The 17,275-nt window shown below is 69.5% G+C and carries 11 protein-coding genes; 6 read left to right on the top strand and 5 right to left on the bottom strand.

Translation table 11 applies throughout. From position 1 onward, the window contains the following. A partial coding sequence (locus tag ACLQ2X_RS26820; protein ID WP_425683862.1) for an AMP-binding protein occupies positions 1 to 3,554 on the bottom strand: 3,554 nt, incomplete at its 3' end. A 587-nt stretch (positions 3,555 to 4,141) separates the two neighbouring features. Here ACLQ2X_RS26820 and ACLQ2X_RS26825 point away from each other — a divergent pair. Further along, positions 4,142 to 5,002, top strand: a complete 861-nt coding sequence (locus ACLQ2X_RS26825; RefSeq protein WP_425683892.1) for an NADP-dependent oxidoreductase — start codon at positions 4,142 to 4,144, stop codon at positions 5,000 to 5,002. 253 nt (positions 5,003 to 5,255) lie between these two features. Then, entirely contained in the window at positions 5,256 to 5,441 is a 186-nt protein-coding gene (locus tag ACLQ2X_RS26830; protein WP_425683863.1) for a hypothetical protein, read from the top strand. A gap of 17 nt (positions 5,442 to 5,458) precedes the next feature. Here ACLQ2X_RS26830 and ACLQ2X_RS26835 read toward each other — a convergent pair whose 3' ends face one another. Both ACLQ2X_RS26835 and ACLQ2X_RS26840 read right to left on the bottom strand, forming a co-directional pair. Continuing rightward, positions 5,459 to 6,502, bottom strand: a complete 1,044-nt coding sequence (locus tag ACLQ2X_RS26835; RefSeq protein WP_425683864.1) for a DUF808 domain-containing protein — start codon at positions 6,500 to 6,502, stop codon at positions 5,459 to 5,461. 123 nt (positions 6,503 to 6,625) lie between these two features. Beyond that, on the bottom strand, positions 6,626 to 7,171 hold the full coding sequence (locus tag ACLQ2X_RS26840) for an AfsR/SARP family transcriptional regulator (RefSeq protein WP_425683865.1): 546 nt from the start codon (positions 7,169 to 7,171) through the stop codon (positions 6,626 to 6,628). Between the two features lie 324 nt (positions 7,172 to 7,495). Here ACLQ2X_RS26840 and ACLQ2X_RS26845 point away from each other — a divergent pair, with 324 nt between their 5' ends. The 3 genes from ACLQ2X_RS26845 to ACLQ2X_RS26855 all read left to right on the top strand — a co-directional run bounded on the left by ACLQ2X_RS26845 (position 7,496) and on the right by ACLQ2X_RS26855 (position 10,923). Beyond that, complete coding sequence (locus ACLQ2X_RS26845; RefSeq protein ID WP_225854805.1) at positions 7,496 to 8,749, top strand: tetratricopeptide repeat protein; 1,254 nt, start codon at positions 7,496 to 7,498, stop codon at positions 8,747 to 8,749. Between the two features lie 60 nt (positions 8,750 to 8,809). After that, on the top strand, positions 8,810 to 9,652 hold the full coding sequence (locus ACLQ2X_RS26850) for a hypothetical protein (protein WP_425683866.1): 843 nt from the start codon (positions 8,810 to 8,812) through the stop codon (positions 9,650 to 9,652). 126 nt (positions 9,653 to 9,778) lie between these two features. After that, positions 9,779 to 10,923, top strand: a protein-coding gene (locus tag ACLQ2X_RS26855; protein ID WP_425683867.1) for an IS3 family transposase whose coding sequence is annotated in 2 segments (ribosomal slippage) — positions 9,779 to 10,013 and positions 10,013 to 10,923 — 1,146 coding nt in all. Because the reading frame shifts where the segments join, the coding sequence is not laid out codon by codon here. Between the two features lie 179 nt (positions 10,924 to 11,102). Here ACLQ2X_RS26855 and ACLQ2X_RS26860 read toward each other — a convergent pair. Both ACLQ2X_RS26860 and ACLQ2X_RS26865 read right to left on the bottom strand, forming a co-directional pair. Next, the gene (locus tag ACLQ2X_RS26860) at positions 11,103 to 14,150 is read right to left on the bottom strand and encodes an SMC family ATPase (RefSeq protein WP_355093846.1); all 3,048 of its coding nucleotides are present in this window, start codon (positions 14,148 to 14,150) and stop codon (positions 11,103 to 11,105) included. Continuing rightward, complete coding sequence (locus ACLQ2X_RS26865) at positions 14,150 to 15,349, bottom strand: exonuclease SbcCD subunit D (RefSeq protein ID WP_425683868.1); 1,200 nt, start codon at positions 15,347 to 15,349, stop codon at positions 14,150 to 14,152. The genes ACLQ2X_RS26860 and ACLQ2X_RS26865 overlap by 1 nt, the downstream gene beginning before the upstream one ends. 426 nt (positions 15,350 to 15,775) lie before the next feature. Here ACLQ2X_RS26865 and ACLQ2X_RS26870 point away from each other — a divergent pair, with 426 nt between their 5' ends. After that, complete coding sequence (locus ACLQ2X_RS26870) at positions 15,776 to 17,254, top strand: recombinase family protein (protein WP_425683869.1); 1,479 nt, start codon at positions 15,776 to 15,778, stop codon at positions 17,252 to 17,254. The last annotated feature ends 21 nt before the right edge of the window (positions 17,255 to 17,275 follow it).

A 17,275-nucleotide genomic window follows, 5' to 3' on the forward strand; every position in this document is an offset into this window, starting at 1 on the left:
ACCGCCGGACCCTCCAACCCCAACACATACGACACCCGACCCGACGCCACACTCCCCGTGTTACCCGTCCCCAGAAAACCCTCCAACTCCACCGGCACCGGCCACAAATTCGCCGCATAATCGTGATACATCAAACCCGCATAAACACCCACCCGCGAACCACGCAAACCCGACGGATCAATCCCCCCATCCTCCAACGCCTCCCACGCCACCTCCAACAACAAACGCTGCTGCGGATCCATCGCCAACGCCTCACGCGGCGACACCCCAAAAAACCCAGCATCAAAACCCTTCACACCACCCAAAAACCCACCCGAACGCACATACGACTTCCCCGGCACACCCGGCACCGGATCATAAACATCCACATCCCAACCACGATCCACCGGAAAATCACCAACCGCATCAACATTCCCCACCACCAAATCCCACAAATCCGCCGGCGAACCCACCCCACCCGGCAACCGACACGCCATACCCACAATCGCAATCGGGTCCTCGAAGTCGGCCGGAGTCGGCACGTGTCCGGCGTTCTTCGGCTGACCCGACCCGGTGAGCAAACGCCGCAGGTGATCGGCGACCCTCCGGGCGGAGGGATGGTCGAAGGCCAACGTCGCCTCCAGCGTCAGCCCGGTCCGCCGCACCAGCGAATTGCGCAGGGAGACCGCCTGCGACGAGGCGAAACCAAGGTCCTTGAACGCCCGGTCGGCGGAGATCCGTGTGGCGTCGTGGTCACCACCGACCTCCACGACGGCGTCGAGGACGAGGCGAATCAGTATCCCCAACTGCCCCGCCTCGTCCTGGCCGGCCAGTCGGGTACGCAGCTCGTTGGCGACCGCCGGGTCCGCGTCACCTGCCGACCCGGCACTGTCCACGATGCCGCGAAGCGCGGCCGGCAGCGCGGTACGGTCCAGCGCGGTGGTGTCGATGGTGGCAAGCACCAGGGCTGTCTCACCGCTGAGCAGCGCCGCGTCGAAGGCGGCCAGCCCGGTCCGGTTGTCGAGCACGCCGACCCCGGTGCGTGCCGCCGGCGGGTTCTCCGCGAGTTCCTCCAGCCCGGCCCACCGGCCCCAGCCGAGGCTCACCAGCCGAGTGGCGCCGTCGCCGCGGGGGTGAGCCAGGGCGCGCAGGTATGCGTCGGTGGCTGCATCGGCGACGTCCAGACCGAGCGCGGTGGGGCCGAGCGCGGAGGCCGCGGAGGTGAGGAGCAGAGTGGTGACCCCGGCACGCCCCCGAGTCAGTCCGACCACGGTGCGAACGCTGTCCACAGCGGCGGCGAGGGTGGCGGGACGCACTGCCTCCAGCACGACCGCGGCGATGACCGGCGCGCTGGCCAGAGCCGCCGCGACGGCGGCCTGATCGGTGAGGCCGCAGCTCGCAACGCGTACCTCGACGCCCTTGGCGGCGAGCTCCGCGACCAGGGGGCCGGGTACCGACCCTCCGATCAACAGGACGTCCCTGGCCCCGTACACGTCGACCAGGTGCCGAACCAGGTCAGCGGTAGTGACGTGGTCCTCGGCCGCCACCACCAGGGTGCCGGAGTTGAGCTCAAGGCCGGGGGAACCACTTCGTACGGCGGGGACCCACTCTAGGCGTTGCTGCAGGAGCCGGCCGTCGCGATAGGCAAGCAGCGCCGGCGCCGAGGCGGCCGCGGCCCGGAGCACCGCCTCGGGGACGTCGTCCTCGGGCGTGTCCACCACGGCGATCGGCGCGGCATGCCGTTCGGAGAGCGTCTGCACGGCTGCAGCCAGCGCCGCCTGGGCGGACACCATCGGCTCGTCGCCGACGGCCGTGGCCTGCCGGGTGAGGACGACCACCGGGCTGCTGTCCGTGCCCGACAGGTACGGCTCCAGCAACAGCGCCGCCTCATCCACCGCGCTCTGCACGGCCGGCCCGTCCGCCGACTCGTCGAGCGGCCCGCCCAGTTGTACGACGGCAGGTGCGGATGACACCGGCTCGGCCGCATCGGCGACCCACGTCAGCCGCAGCAGCGATTCGTACCTTCCGCTCGCCCCGATCAGCCGGGCGGGCTCGGTCAACGTGGCGCGACGCCGGGTCTTGCCAGACTGCGTACGGGGGATGCTCTGGATCTCGTACAGTTCCGCCGGGACCTTGAAGTACGAGAGCCGCTCGCGGCACGCGGCAAGGGCGGCCTGAACGTCGATGCCGTCCGCTCCGGAGACGAGGAACGCCACCGGCACCTCACCGAGCGCGGCGGCCGGGCGGCCCGCGACAGCGACGTCGGCGACGCCGGCCACCGAACGCAGCACCTCCTCCACCTCAGCCGGATGGATGTTCTCACCGCCCCGGATGATCACTTCGTCGATCCGGCCGACCACGGTCAGGTGCCCCGTTGGGGCGCGTCGGGCAAGGTCCCCGGTCCGGTACCAGCCGTCGGGCAGCGCCCGGGCGGTCTCGGCGGGCTTACCGTGATAACCGAGCATCACGTTCGGGCCGCGTACCCAGACCTCCGCCTCCTCGCCGTCGGCGACGTCGCGGCCGGTGTCGGGATCGACCAGCCTGACCTCGAGCCCGTCCACCGGCAGTCCACTGGCGCCCTCGGGGCGGGCCACACCGGGCCGGTCGATGGCGATCGACCCGCAGGTTTCGGTGGAGCCGTACGCGTCCAGCAGCGGCGCCTCGAACGTCTCCTCGAAGGCGCTGCGCAGCGCGGGTGTGGTGATGGCGCCGCCAACCAGACACATGCGCAGGTTGGGGATCCGCAGCCCTCGCGCACGGACGGCCGCGACCAGGTGGTGGTACATCGTCGGCACGCCAGCCAGGAACGTGGCGGATTCCTGGGTGAGCGCCGCGAGCACGTCGTCGGCAGCGAATCCGTCGATGATCCGGGCGGTGGCACCGACCGTGGTCACCCCGAGGACGCAGACGATGTGCGCGAGGCTGTGGAAGAGCGGCAGCGGCCAGAGCACACGGTCGTCGGGGGACAGCCCCGACACCGGTACGTAACACGCCGCTACGGACCAGAGGCAGTTGCGCTGGCTGGAGAGGACCCCCTTGGGTTCACCCGTCGTCCCGGAGGTGTAGAGCATCCAGGCGACCTCGTCGAGGCCCAGGTCGTCCTGGGCAGGGATACCCGCGTCGGTGTCGGCCAGGTCAGCGTAGGAGTGGGCGCCAGCGCCGGGAGCGGCGTCCACCACGACCAGAGTGACGCCCGCGTTCTCACCGAGGATCCGACGGACCTGATCTACGTGTCCGGCATCGGTAACGAGAAGCCGGGCAGCGCTGTCGGTGAGCAGGTAGCGCAGTTCCGCATCGGTGGAGCGCGGGTTGATCGGTACGCCGACCGCTGCCGCCCTGGTGATCGCCAGATAGGTCTCGACCGTCTCGACGCGGTTGCCAAGCAGGATCGCGGCTCGATCGCCCCGTCCCAGTCCGAGCGCGGCGAAGTGTCCGGCGAGCCGGCCGGTGCGGCGATAGAGGTCCGCATAGGACACGGTGCGGTGCGCGTCAGAAAAAGCGATCTTGTCGCCGAAGCGTCCGGCGTTTCCCTCGAGGATCTCATGAATCGGCCGGATCAAGTCCGTACGCAGCATGCGAACGCTCCTCGCTCGGGAAATGGGCTGGCTCGCCTGTCGGCTTGTCCGTAGAGCGGGAAGCAACAAGAATGGCGATGTCCGCCAGTCTCCCCGGCAGTGCTGGTCGATTGGACCCTTATCCACCCCCCTCTACCGTCCCTATATCGCGCGTCAGGAGCCGCTTTCCATCTCACGCGCACGGTGGTCCGGGCCGTCGCCAGGTCGGCCGGTTCGCCGTCGAGGCGGGCGAGTTCACCGGTCAGCGCGGTGATCTGCTCGCGTCGCCGGTCGGCGTCCTGGCGTGCGGTGTTTCCCGAGCAGCGATCAAATCGAGACCAGTGACGGGATCGCTGCCAGCAAACCGAACAGCAGCGCCGAGAACACCACGGGCTCCGGCTGAGCTACCAGCCCGAAGGGACTCCATACCCAGCCGTCATCGGCGATGCGACGGCCGCCGGGTGACACGCGGAGCCTGCCGTGAAAATAGTCCAAATAGTGCTCCGGCAGGGGCTCTCCTTCGCCGTCCTCTGTCGGCTGTCTCGGCGTGACCAGCCGCCCGCGCCTCGAGTCAGGACCGGTTCGGCGGTCCCGAGGTCCTCACCGTCATCGAGACGGAACGGCCAGTACCGGGCCCGGACGAGGTGCTGGTGGAGGTGAAGGCGGCCTCGGTGAACTACGGCGAGGCGCACGTCCGCGAGGGCCGGGCGCCCGGCACCCGCCCGCCCTTCACCCTCGGCTCCGACCTCTCCGGGGTGGCCTGCGAGGTCGGCGTCAACGTGGGTCGTTTTCAACCCGGCGACGAGGTGTACGGCATCTTCTTCATCGGCACGTTCGCCGAGTACGTCGCGGTGCCGGCGAGCAGTCTCGCCGTCAAGCCCACCGGCGTCGACCACGTGACGGCGGCCGCCCTTCCGGTCGCCGCGCAGACCGCCATGACCGCGGTCGAGGCCGCGGGCGCGGCCCCCGGCCGGCGCGTTCTCATCCACGCGGCAGCCGGCGGAGTCGGTCACCTCGCCGTCCAGCTGGCGAAGCTACGCGGCGCGTACGTCATCACCACCGCTCGGGCGACGAAGCACGACTTCCTGCGCGACCTCGGCGCCGACGAGCTCGTGGACTACCAGGCCGTCGACTTCACCGAGGCGGTCCAGGACGTGGACGTGGTCTTCGATCTCATCGGCGGCGAGTACGGCCCGCGATCCTTGCGCTGCCTACGCCCGGGCGGCACCCTGCTGGCCGCGACGATGAACCCCGGCACCAGCGTGGAGCAGGCCGAAGCGCTCGGCTGGCACTACGCCTGGGTGGGCGTCCGACCCGACGGCTCGCAGCTTGAACAGGTCAGCAAGCTGGTCGAGCAGGGCCTGCTGCGGGTGCACGTCGACCGCATCTATCCCCTGGAGGAGCTGGCGGAGGCTCACCGCTACAGCGATACCGGCCGGGTCAAGGGCAAGGTCGTCATCACCATCTGACGGCGTCCCGCTCCGGTGGACCATGGCAGCAGGCGATCCGAGGCGGTGGTCAGGCTCGGACCGCCTGGGCCCGCAGGGCCGGCACGCCGCGCGCCGACCGGATCGCGGGAATCGGGCCGCAGGGTGCGGAATCCGGTGAAGGTGGGGGCCGCCGGTTCGTCGAAGGCCTCATCCATGACGACGAGGGCGTGGGTGCCGCTGACGCCGAAGGACGAGGCGCCCGCGCCGGGGGGCGTCGCCGTTGCCCGGCGGCATGTTCCCCGTCACCGGGGACACCGCTCCCGATCCACGATGGCGTATCGAGCTCCTCGTCGCCCAGCGCCGCGACCACCGCGCCCAACGGTCGAAGCGCCGCGAGGCGGTGGTGGGTGGCCCCGGTCAGCGGCAGGACGGCGTGCGGGTGGCCGGGTCTCGGCAGCGCGGCTACTCCGTGCTCTAGTTGCGATGATTGTGCGGTCAACCGCGCGGCGCTCGGTCCGCAGGAACGTCGCGACGCTGAGCTGCACGGCTCGACGGCGCGGGGATGGTGCCGTCAGTACGAGTCGTGGCCGCCGCAGTCGCAGCCGCAGCCGCAGGCTTGGATTTGCGGCGGTGGAGCGTGAGAGTCATGACCAGCACGACAAGCGCTCCGACGATCAGCCCGAGGATCGCGCTGGCCACCGTGTTGACGAGCCAGCCGACGAGCCCGCCGAGAACACCCGTGGCGTCGTGGGCGGCGACCTCCACGTGGTGCACGGCGTCGTACAGGAAGGGCAGGTTCAGCTCGTTCGTGCCCAGCAGCAGGATGTGCCCGCCCACCCACAGCATCGCCGCGGTGCCGACTACCGTCAGCACGCTGAGGACCATCGGCATCGCCCTCACCAGACCGCGGCCGAACGTGGCGACGGCGCCGGAACGTTGCGCCAGGCGCAGCCCGACGTCGTCCATCTTCACGATCAAAGCCACCACGCCGTACACCAGTACGGTGATGACGACGGCGACGACAGCCAGGATCACCAGGCGGGACCAGAACGGCTCATCGATCACCTCGTTAAGGCTGATGACCATGATCTCCGCCGAGAGGATCAGGTCGGTTCGTACCGCCCCGGACACCAGGGTCTTCTCGTCCTGCACCTTTTCCTCGCCCGCGCCGTCGGCACCGTGATGGGCGATCTTGGCCCACACCTTCTCCGCGCCCTCGTAACAGAGGTAGGCGCCGCCGAGCATGAGGATCGGAGTGAGCAGCCAGGGCACGAACTGACTGAGCAGCAGCACCGCCGGCAGGATGATGAAGAACTTGTTGCGCAGCGACCCCACGGCAATGCGCTTGATAATCGGCAACTCGCGCTCGGCCGCCAGGCTCCGCACGTACTGCGGCGTGACGGCAGCATCGTCGACGACGACACCCGCAGCCTTGGCGCCGGCCTTCGCGGCGGCCGCCCCGATGTCATCGATCGACGCGGCAGCGGCCCGGGCCAGCACCGCCACGTCGTCCAGCAGGGCTACGAGTCCACCGGCCAAGGGAGGGTCCTTCCAGGGTTGCGCAGAGTTCGAACTGGCCCATTCTCGCTCAGGTCCCTGCGCGCGGCACGCCGCCGCCCGGCCGTATATCGGGCGCGAGCTCGAGGTGAGCGGCTATCGCGCTCAGCCGACAACCCGCCACCACCGCGTCCGGGTCATCACCTGGCGCCAGCTCAGGCCGAACCCGTCCGCCGCAGTCACGTCAGCCAGGGTCGGCGTAGATGCGTTCCGGTCGCTGTCTGGGTCGATCCACGGCCAGGTGTGCCCGGCGGCGAGCTCGCCGGTGTAGGCGTCCATCGCGGGCTGCCAGCCACCGGGTGCGTCAGTGGTGGCGCTGTGGTGGGCAGCGGCCTGCAGCCACCACAGGTCCACGTCGGTGCGAGGCTCGAGGTGGAAGCGGCCCTCAGTGTGGACAACCACTTGGTCGACGCTGGTGGCCCGGACGGTCGAGCGTAGGTCGCTGAGGGTGGTGTAGAGGCGGCCGGTGACGGTACGGGCGGGTAGGCCGGGCCACAGGGCATGCACGAGTTGCGTGGTGGTGGCGCCATCGGGGTGCACCGCGAGGAAGACGAGGATTTGCAGGGCGGCGCTGCGGCGGATGGTGACCTCTTGGCTGTCGAGCAACAGCCGGAACACAAACTGGAGGTCTGCCGCGGCCTCGGGCTGCACCTATCGTACGACCCGGAAACGCAAACGGTGCGGGCAAGTGTCGATCTTGCCGCGCACCGTTGGGATTCAGTTGGTGTCCGAGGATCGACACGAACCGATGCCCAACTTGGATTGGGCCTGATCGGCGTCATCCCGCTCAGCTGATCTGATCTGATTTCACCCTACTGGACTGGAGCGGGGGGGGGGGGGGGGGGGCCGCGCCCCCCCCCCCCGCTCCGGATCCAGGAAGGTCTTCTCGACGGTGATCGCTGGCAGGTCGGTTGACCTCGCGGCCGTGTCGGGTCAGCCCATCGGGGCGGCCTGCGTGTCTGGTGTGATGTACCGGTGAGGGTGCAGGGCGACAGCGAGTTGACGGTGCTGGTGGATCGGTTGCGGCGGGATCGTCGCCGTGACCCGTACTCCGGCCGGGACTCCTACTCGCGCACGGCGCGTGAGGTCGCCGACCGCTGCGAAAAGTTGATCGACGTGGGTGAGGCGTCGGTCGCGGTGCCGTTGCTGCGCAAGGCGGTCGATCGGATGACGGGCGCCCTGATGTACATGGACAGCTCCTCTGGCGTGCTCGGCAACGACCTGGCGTACCTGATGGAGGTCTACGCCCGGGCGTGTCGGGCCGCGCCGCCTCGGCCGGCAGGGTTGGCGGCGTGGCTGGTGAAGCTGGTGTGCGACGGCCCGGGCTGGCCGGACGTGGTGCTGCGCGAGTGGGCTCCGGCCCTGGGGCCGAAGGGCCTTGCCGAGGTCGCGCGATTGGTCGACGAGCGTGCCGCAGAGACCGAGCCCGATGACTGGCATCGGCAATGGGCGGTGCGGTACCTGCGGGAGCAGATCGCTGAGGTCTCCGGCGACGTGGACCGCCACGTACAGGTCCTGGCGGAGCGTCTGGTCAGCGCCGACCAGTACGGACGGATCGTCACGGTACTGGGGCAGGCGCAGCGCCCCACCGAGGCGATCGACTGGGCCCGACGCGGACTCGCCGCTCACCCGTCGGGTTATCAGGCCGTGGCGCTACGTGACCTACTCGTACAGCTGTTGATCGAGACCGGTGAACCGGAGGCGGCGGTGGCCGAGCGCCGGACGGCGTTCGATGTCCAACCGACGATCGACAACTTCCGGTCGCTGCTGGCCACGGTGGCCGAGACCGATCAGGACGCCGCGCACACCGAACGGGCGTTGACGGTGGTACGCGAGCGTGCCGCAGGGCAGGCGGGATACCTTCTCCACCTGATCGACGTGCTGATCCTCGCCGGTCGTGACAACGAGGCCTGGCGCACCGGGCTCGCGCGCTGGAACGAGATGCCCGCTCGGCAGCGCGTCGAACTGGTGGAGTTGCGGCGGCGCACCCACCCGGCCGAGGTACGCGAGCCCTACCAGGCACTCATCGACGCCCAACTGCTGGACTCCTACGACAAACGCCGCTACGACAAGGCGATCACGCTGCTGTCCCGCCTGCGCGAAGCGTGCGCGGCCACCGGCGAGAGCAGCCGATTCGACGCGTACTTGGAGGCGTTGCGCGCAGCACACCGCCGCCGGCCGACGTTCCTGGCCAAGCTCGACGCCGCCCGCTTCCAGTCCGGCCGATAGGGTGTGCCTGTGGCGGTCCGCATCGACGTTGAGGCGTTTCATGATTCGATCCCCACTGCCGTGGGCGAGACAGCGGCGCGGCTACTGACCGACGGCAGCGTCGGTGAGCTGGAGCCCGCCGGCGGCGGTGTCCAGGCCCTGGTACGCGAGCACGACGCCACCTTCCAGCCCTGGGTGGGCATCGTCGACGGGATCTTCACCGGGGACTGCGATTGCGGGATCAGCGGAGACGACCTGTGCGCACACGCGGTCGCGACCGCGTTGACCGCGTTCCACGCGGGCGCCACCTTCTCCGGCGCCGCCACCCCGCCCGGCGCCGCTCCCGGCGCGCCCGAACACGCCCGCTACCTTCAAGCCGTGCAGCGGCTGTCGCCCCGCCAACTCGCCGAACTGGTGGCGGGGCACGCGGCCCGGGACCGCCTCTTCGCCACCCTGCTGCTGAGCGAGGCCGGCATGCTCGACGCCGCCGACACCTCCGGCCTCGCCGACTTCCGCACTGCGGTCCGGGACGCGTCGACCGTGACCGCCAGCAGCAAGTGGCAGATCTCCGACGTGGAAACCACGGGGCACCGCCTGGCCGGCGAAGTCGAGATCCTCTGCGCCCACCCCGCGACCCCTGCCGCGCTCGACCTGGTCGAGGAAGCAATCCTCGTCTGGGACGACCTGTCCGGTCATCTCCGCGACGCCTACCACATCACCCGCACCGAACCGCAGGTGATCGCCGAGCCGCTCGTAGGCGCGCACCGTGACCTGTGCGAACGCCTCGACCTGCCCTCGGACGAGATCGCCCAGCGACTCAACCGGCTCCTTGCACGCTGCCACTACGACACCGTGGACGTCGACATCTACGCCGATCTCCTCGCTGAGCACGCCGTAGGAATGGCTGGTACGGCCGGTTGCTGATCATCGCGCGCGGAGGTAATGCCGCGCGATGCTTGTGCCGCCCGCCGCAGGACAGGGCAATGGGCTTCCCCCTGAGATGTGGACACCCTGAGACTGGATGTTGGTCCAGAGGAAGGGGTGTCCCCGTTGGGGCGTCCATCGAAGTACACGGAAGAGTTCCGGCGTGACGCGGTCGACCTGGTCCGTTCGTCGCAGCGGCCGATCAACCAGGTGGCTCGTGAGCTCGGGATGAGTCACGAGACGCTGCGGAACTGGGTCCGCGCCGCCGAACGCCGGACCGGGGCCGCTGCGACCGCCTCGGGTGGGGACGGGTTGTCGGTGGCGGACAAGGACGCCGAGATCGCCCGGCTGCGGCGTGAGGTGGCGGAGTTGCGGCAGGAGAAGGAGATCCTGCGCAAGGCAGCCGCCTATTTCGCCAAGGAGATGGATCGGTGACCAGCCGCTTCCGGTTCATCTCCACCCACCGCGCCGTGTTCGGCGTCAAGCGGCTGTGCCGGGTCCTGGCGGTCTCCCGCTCCGGGTTCTACCGCTGGAGCGCCAGCGAGCCGGCCCGGCAGGCACGCGCCGCCGCCGAGGACGCCCTCGCCGACGAGCTGCACGAGCGGGGTGTGCGTGTCAACCGCAAGCGGGTCGAGCGGATCATGCGGCAACGCGACGTGGTGGGCCGGCACCTGCGCCGCCGCAAACGCACCACCATCCCGGATCCGACCGCTGCGCCGGTGCCGGACCTGATCGGCCGGGACTTCACCGCCGCCGCACCGGACCAGCGGTGGTGCGGCGACATCACCTACCTACGCGTCGGGACCGGCTGGCTCTACCTGGCCACGGTCATCGACATCGCCACCCGCCGGCTGATCGGCTGGTCGATCAACACCCACATGCGCGCGGAACTGGTCATCGACGCCCTCGACGCGGCTGTCGCCGCCCGCGGCGGCCGGGTCGACGGGGTGATCTTCCACAGCGACCGCGGAAGTCAATACGGCAGTAGCGACTTCGCCGACGCCTGCCGCCGCCACGGCGTGCGCCGCTCGATGGGGCGCATCGGCTCGTCGTACGACAACGCCCTGGCCGAGGCGTTCTTCGCCACCCTCAAACGCGAACTCGACGTCGACCACCGACAGTGGGCCACCGAGACCGACGCCCGCCGCGACGTGTTCCGCTGGATCGCCTTCTACAACCACCGACGCCGCCACTCCGCACTCGGCTACCTCAGCCCCACCAACTACGAACAGACCCTCGCACCGACTACGCTGCAACAGATCGCGGCATAACCCGGTGTCCACATCCCGGGGGGAACCTCAGCAACGCCGCCCGGCAAGCACCAGCGGCGGGGCTACTGCCGACCCCTACAGGTCGATCGTTGTTTGGTGGTAGTGGCTTGACCAACCGGAGTCGTTAAAGCCCTGGTAGCTGAGCTTGACCGGGAGGATCAGGCGTAGACAAAGTGTCCTCAGTCGATTGCTTGGGTTTCGACGGCCACAGTGGAGCCAGTGGCTGTCTTACGGACGTAGAGGCGGGATGGAATCCGCCGACGTAGTTCCGCGACGTGGCTGACCAGTCCGACGGTACGGCCACCTGAGCGCAGGCCGTCGAGGGCGTCGAGTACCTGGTCGAGCGCCTCTTGGTCGAGAGTCCCGAAGCCTTCGTCGACGAAGAGGCTGCCGAGTTGGGTGCCGCCAGCCTCAGCCAGGACGACATCGCTGAGGCCGAGCGCCAGGCACAGCGAGACCAGAAAGGTTTCCCCGCCGGAGAGGGTGGCCGGGCGGCGTTCCTGGCCGGTCCAGGCGTCGACGACGGACAAGCCGAGCCCATTGCGGCCGGCGCGGCGGCCGGTGTCCGACTCGGTGACATGGCGCAGCAGGTAGCGGTTGTGGGTAACCTGCCCGAGTCGGGTGTTCGCCGCCGTGACGACGTGCCGGAACCGGTGGGTCAGCACATAGGTGGAGAGGGTCATCCGGGTACCGCTGTCGCTGCTCTTGCCCTCGACGAGTTGGGCGAGGCGGTTGGCGATCTCGTACTCGGCGCGGATAGGTCTCCACTGAGCGAGGGCGTTGACCAGATCCGGGCCCAGCTGCTTCAGCCGGTCGTGTTGCTCGACGGCGAGGCCATGCTGGGCGTGCAGCTGCGTGGCCCGCAGTCGGGCGGCTTGGTAGGTCTGTTCGCTGCCCTCAACGTCCGGTGATGGTTGGTGTGCGGCGGCGAGCAGGGTGGGGTCCTGTGCTCGTCCTGCGGCCTGGTGGTACTCGCCGTCGAAAGCGTCGATACGCTCCTGCAGGTCGACGATCTCGGGGTCGGTCAGGGCTGCGGCCCGCGCTGCCACGTTGTCGGCGAACTCCGACAGGTGCAGGTGGTGCTGCGCCTCCCGGTGGGCGTCGGCGAGTTCCCTTCCTGCCTGTAGCCACTGCCCCAGGTTGGTCGCTGCGGTCCTGACCTCGGCGATTTCCCCGGTCAGGCGGGTCACCCGCACCCGCAGGGTCTTGTCCTGGCCGCGGACGGCGTCGATGGTCTCGTCGAGTTCGGTGATCTGCGCGGTCAGGGCGGCCTGCTGGGCGTTCGCCACCGCTTCGTCGCGGCCGATGTCGGCGGCTTCGCGGTGCTGATCGGCCAGCATCACGTCGAGGGTTTCCAGGTGGGCGCCGAGTTCGTCGGCCAGTTTCGTCGCCTCAGTCGCCGCCCGCACCGCCTTGCGTGCCTCGGTGACCGTCGACTTCGCATGGGCTGCGGTCAGGTCACCGACCGTCTCGGTGACTTCGTTGAGCTGGGCGTTGATGCGCTCGACGGTGATCTCGGCGCTGCGACGTTCGTCGAGCAGTTCGCCCGCCTCCGTCTTGGCGTGGTCCTCGTCGGCGGCGGAGACGGCGTCGGCGGCTGCCTGCGCGGGTCCGGGGTGTTCCGGGGAGCCACAGACCCCGCAGGGCTGACCGGGCCGCAGTTCACCCGCGAGCTCCGCGGCCATGCCGGCCAGCCGACGCTGCCGTACGTCGAGGTGCCGGGCCTCGGCGGCTTGGTGGCGGTCGACGGCAGTACGCCGTTCCTCCTCGGCGGTCGCAAGCTGCGCGGTGAGGTCGTCGCGGCGCTTGCACGCCTTGGCCTGCTTCTGCGCCTCGTCCAGCCGCAGCTCGGCGGCCTCCCGGTCGGCGGCCACCGCCAGGGCCTGCTCGCGCCGGCCAGTGATTTCGGCATGCTCGACCGGCAGCTCGACCAGGCGGGCGTTGACCTTCTCGCTCCGGCTGGCCAGATCTTCGAGCTTCTTGCCGACCGCCGTCCGCTGCCCTCGCAGCGTGGTCCGTCGCGCCTCGCTGTCGATCGCGGCCTCGGCGGCACGCAGCTGCGTGGTGCGGGTCTGTTCCGCCCGGGTCAGCGCGTCGACGTCGAGGTCGGCCACGTCGACGGCCTCCCCGCCGTCCCGGACAGTCAGCGCGATACGGTCCGGCAGCACCGCCACGTCAGCGGGCAGCGAGGCGAGGTGTTCGATCGTCGTGCGGCGGAGCAGGTCGAGGTCGGTGTGCCGCCGGTCGACCTGGTCGAGGTACGGCTTCAGCGTCGCTGCCGCGCGGGCGGAGTCGAGCTGGCGCTTCCAGCGGTCACGCTCCGGCTTGCGTGTCGTCAGCTCATCGCGCTGCTGCACCGCCGCCTGGTACTCCCGTTGCTGCCCGGCGAGGGTCGCGGCGGCCTGCCGAACCTGGTCGAGGCGCTGCTCCTCCGCCGTACCCACGGCCATGTTCTGGGCCAGGGCCTCCACCAGGTCAGCGGCCCGGTTTCGGTGCACGGCGGCCCAGGCGTCCAGCTCACTCAAGGTGTCAGGCTTGTCGAGATCGGCGGGCACCTCGACCTTGACCACCTCGGCGAAGCGCTGCGTCAGGTCGCGGATCGTGCCGAGGGCCGCGCGTTCCTGCTGGCCGAGTTGCGTCCGGTGCTCCGCCAGCCATCCCTCGGCGCGGGTGAAGATCTCGATGTCGAAGAGGCGCCGCAGGAGCCCCTGCCGGTCGTCGGCAGACGCCTGCAGGAACCTGGCGAACCCGCCCTGGGGCAGCAGGACCACCTGGCAGAACTGCTGGACCTCAAGGCCGGTCTCCGCCCTGATCAGGTCGGCGGCTTCCCGGTGGTCCCTGGTGACGAACTCGGTCCGGTCCGAGAGCTGTTCGACGATCTCGACAAGGGCCTGTTGCCGGGTGGTCCCGCTGCCGCGTCTACGGGGACGCATCCACTCCGGGCTGCGGCTGATCAACAGCCGTCGGTTGGTCAGGGTGACGTCCAGTTCGACCCGGGGGCCGACACCAACGGTGGCATGCTGCGAGTGCAGCGACTTGGCATCGTCCCGGAAACCGGGCACGGACCCGTACAGGGCGAAGCAGATCCCGTCCAGGATCGTGGTCTTCCCCGCGCCGGTATCCCCGTGGATCAGGAACAGGCCGTCGGCCGTGAGCGCCTCGAAGTCCACGCTCACCGTGTGAGGAAACGGCCCGAAGGCGGTCATGGTCAGCCGGTGCAGTCGCATCAACGGGTCACCTCCACCCGGCGCAGCTCGTCGAAGGTCCGCTGCAGCAGCGCGACCTCGTCGTTGTCCGCCGGCCGACCACGCACCTCGGTCACGAAGTCCAGCGCCACCTCCACCGGTGACAGCCGATCCAGATCGGCGAGATCCCGGCCGCCCACCTCGACGGCCAGGCTCGGCACCACGAGCTTCAGCAGATGTGGGAACCGACGCTTGAGCCGCTCGTGCGGCGACAACGGACGCACCGCATCGGTCAACGTCGCCTCGACCCAACACTGCTCATACGCGCTGTAGGCAGGGCTGTTCAACAATTCCTCCACGGTGCCGGTGAGCCGGGCCATCCGCCTCGGCACCGGAGCAGGAACCTCCTCCACACCGCGCAGCCCGTCGACACCAAAATCCACCAGATAGGACGACTTGACGTGCGCGGCCCCGGAAAAGCTGAACGCCAGCGGTGAACCGCTGTACCGCAACCCGTCGGCCAGACGCTGACGCCCGTGCAAGTGACCCAACGCCACATAGTCGACGCCCTCGAACACCGCACCGGGCACATGCTGCACCCCACCCACGCTGATGTCCCGCTCAGTGTCACAACCCTGACCGCCGGACACGAAGGCGTGCGCCATGACGACGGACCGATAGCCGGGACGAAGCGCCAGATCCGACCGAACCCTACCCATGGCGGCACGCAGCGCCGCCGCGTGACTCCGATCCTCGACCCCCCAGGCGGCCACCGCCGACGCCGGTTCGAGGAACGGCACCGGGTAGCAAGCGACCCTCGCGTCCTCGTCCTCCAGCAGCACCGGCGTACCCACCGCACCCGTGCCCACCCGCACGTGCACACCGGCCCGCTCCAGCAACCGGGAACTGACACCCAACCGCGCCGGCGAATCATGGTTCCCGGCGATGACGACCACCTGGGTTCCCGCCTCCAGCACGAGCCGGGTCTGCGCCTGATCCCACAGACCGACCGCGTCCGGCGGCGGCACCGCCCGGTCGTAGAGATCACCCGCGATGAGCACCGCATCGACCCGCTCGCTCCGAGCGACCTCGACGAGGTGGTCGATGAACGCCTGATGCGCGTCGTGCAGGCTGAGGCCGTGCAGATGGCGGCCCAGATGCCAGTCCGAGGTGTGAAGAAAACGCACGAGCCGAGACGCTAGAACTTCCATTGACCGCAGCACATCACCCCAGCCGACCACACTTCCGGACGAAGATCGGGTGTGTCCCGGCAGTCCGTACGGGAAACCTTTGCTATGGCATGGCTGGAGGACCGGCGGGGCGGTCCTCTTGGCACCGTCGGCGCCACTGGCCTTCGAGGGCCCCGTGCCATACCGCCACAGCCGACCGGTCGCACTGTCTCACACTTCGGCGGGGACACCTCGGGTGAAGGGTCGCCCGGTGTAGACCGTGCGGTGAGCTACCCCCACTTCGGTGGAGAGAGGACTCCACCAAGTTCGGGCGGGGATACCGACACACGGCCGACACTGGCACCGCGCCAGGCGAGTAATAGCCTTGACCCCTCGTCCGCGCCGACGGGTGTGGTGAGTGGCCGAGTCCAACAAACCACTACATCGTTGTCCATCCATACCGAGGGCTGACCGTAAGCCTCGGTGTGGGAGGTCCTGATGCAGTACACGCCGGAACTCGACGGCCCTGACCTGCTCGGCTGGTGGATACGGCAGCCGCCCCGGCGGGGCCGCCCCCGGACGCGGTACCAGGCAACATCAAGGCCGCTGGGTATCCCGTTCGCGTTCTACGGCCGGATGTCGACGCGGGAGTTCCAGGACCGGTTGTCGTCGGCGCGGTGGCAACGCGACTTCGCCGAGGACGTGATCGACGGCCGGGGCGTAATCGTCGCCGAGTTCTTCGACGTCGGCGAGTCCCGTCAGGTGCCCTGGACGCGTCGCCCGCAAGCCGCACGACTACTGGCAGCTCTCGCGGACCCTGGCCGGGGGTTCGACGCGGTGGTCGTGGGCGAGTTCGAGCGAGCGTTCTACGGCAACCAGTTCCGCGACCTCGCGCCGCTGTTCAACCTGTACGGCGTGCAGCTGTGGCTGCCCGAGCTCAACGGACCGGTCGACGCCAGCAACGAGTTCCACCTGTCGCTGCTGGCCCTGCTCGGCGTGCACTCGAAACGAGAGGTCCAACGCTCCCGGTTTCGGGCCAAGGCGGCGATGCGCGCCCAGGTGGTCGAGCAGGGCCGTCATCTCGGTGGCCGACCGCCCTACGGCTACCGGCTGGCCGACGCGGGCCCGCACCCGAACCGGGCACACGCCAAATGGGGACGCGTGGCCCACCGGCTGGAACCTGACCCGTCCACTGCACCGCATGTGCAGTGGATGTTCGACCAGCGCCTCGCCGGCCGCAGCGTCGCCGGAATCGCCCGCGACCTCAACGATCGGCATGTGCCCTGCCCGTCCCGCGTCGATCCCGGCCGCAACCCGCACCGCAGCGGCACTGGATGGACGCTACGCACGGTGGCGGCGATCCTCGCCAACCCTCGCTATACCGGCCGGCAGGTCTGGAACCGGCAGCACACCGACCGCGGCCCACTCGACGCCGCCGATGATCTCCTCGGCCAGTCGGAGGCACGCCGCTGGAACCTGATGCAGCAGTGGGTGATTTCCCGGGACATCGCGCATCCGCCGCTGGTCAGCGAGCACGACTTCGTCGCCGCCCAACAGGCCAACGCCCTGCCCGCACCGGCCGACGGCGCGAGCGGGCGCTACCTGCTCACCGGGCTGATCCGCTGCCAGGAATGCGGACGAATCCTCGACGCGCACTGGGTCAACAAGCACGCCGCCTACCGCTGCCGCCACGGCCACCGCACCGCCTCAACAGGCGACGCGCCCCGACCGCGCAACGTCTACATCCACGAAGCCAAAGCGATCACACAACTCGCCGAATGGATCGGCATCCCGGCCGCCGACCCCCACACGGTCACCGACGCGCTACTCGAACACGAGCTCCACGTCACCTGCGCGATCGGCGGGACACTGACCATCACAAAGATCTCCGAGGCGGCCACCGCGCATCGACTACCGGCGATCCCGCACCAGCGCAGGACAGCAGAAACCCCCACCGAGACGCTTCATCTACCGTGAAGACCACCCGTGGGGGTTAAC

Source organism: Micromonospora sp. DT31 (genome assembly GCF_049841795.1).
In the GTDB taxonomy this organism is placed as follows: Bacteria; Actinomycetota; Actinomycetes; order Mycobacteriales; family Micromonosporaceae; genus Micromonospora.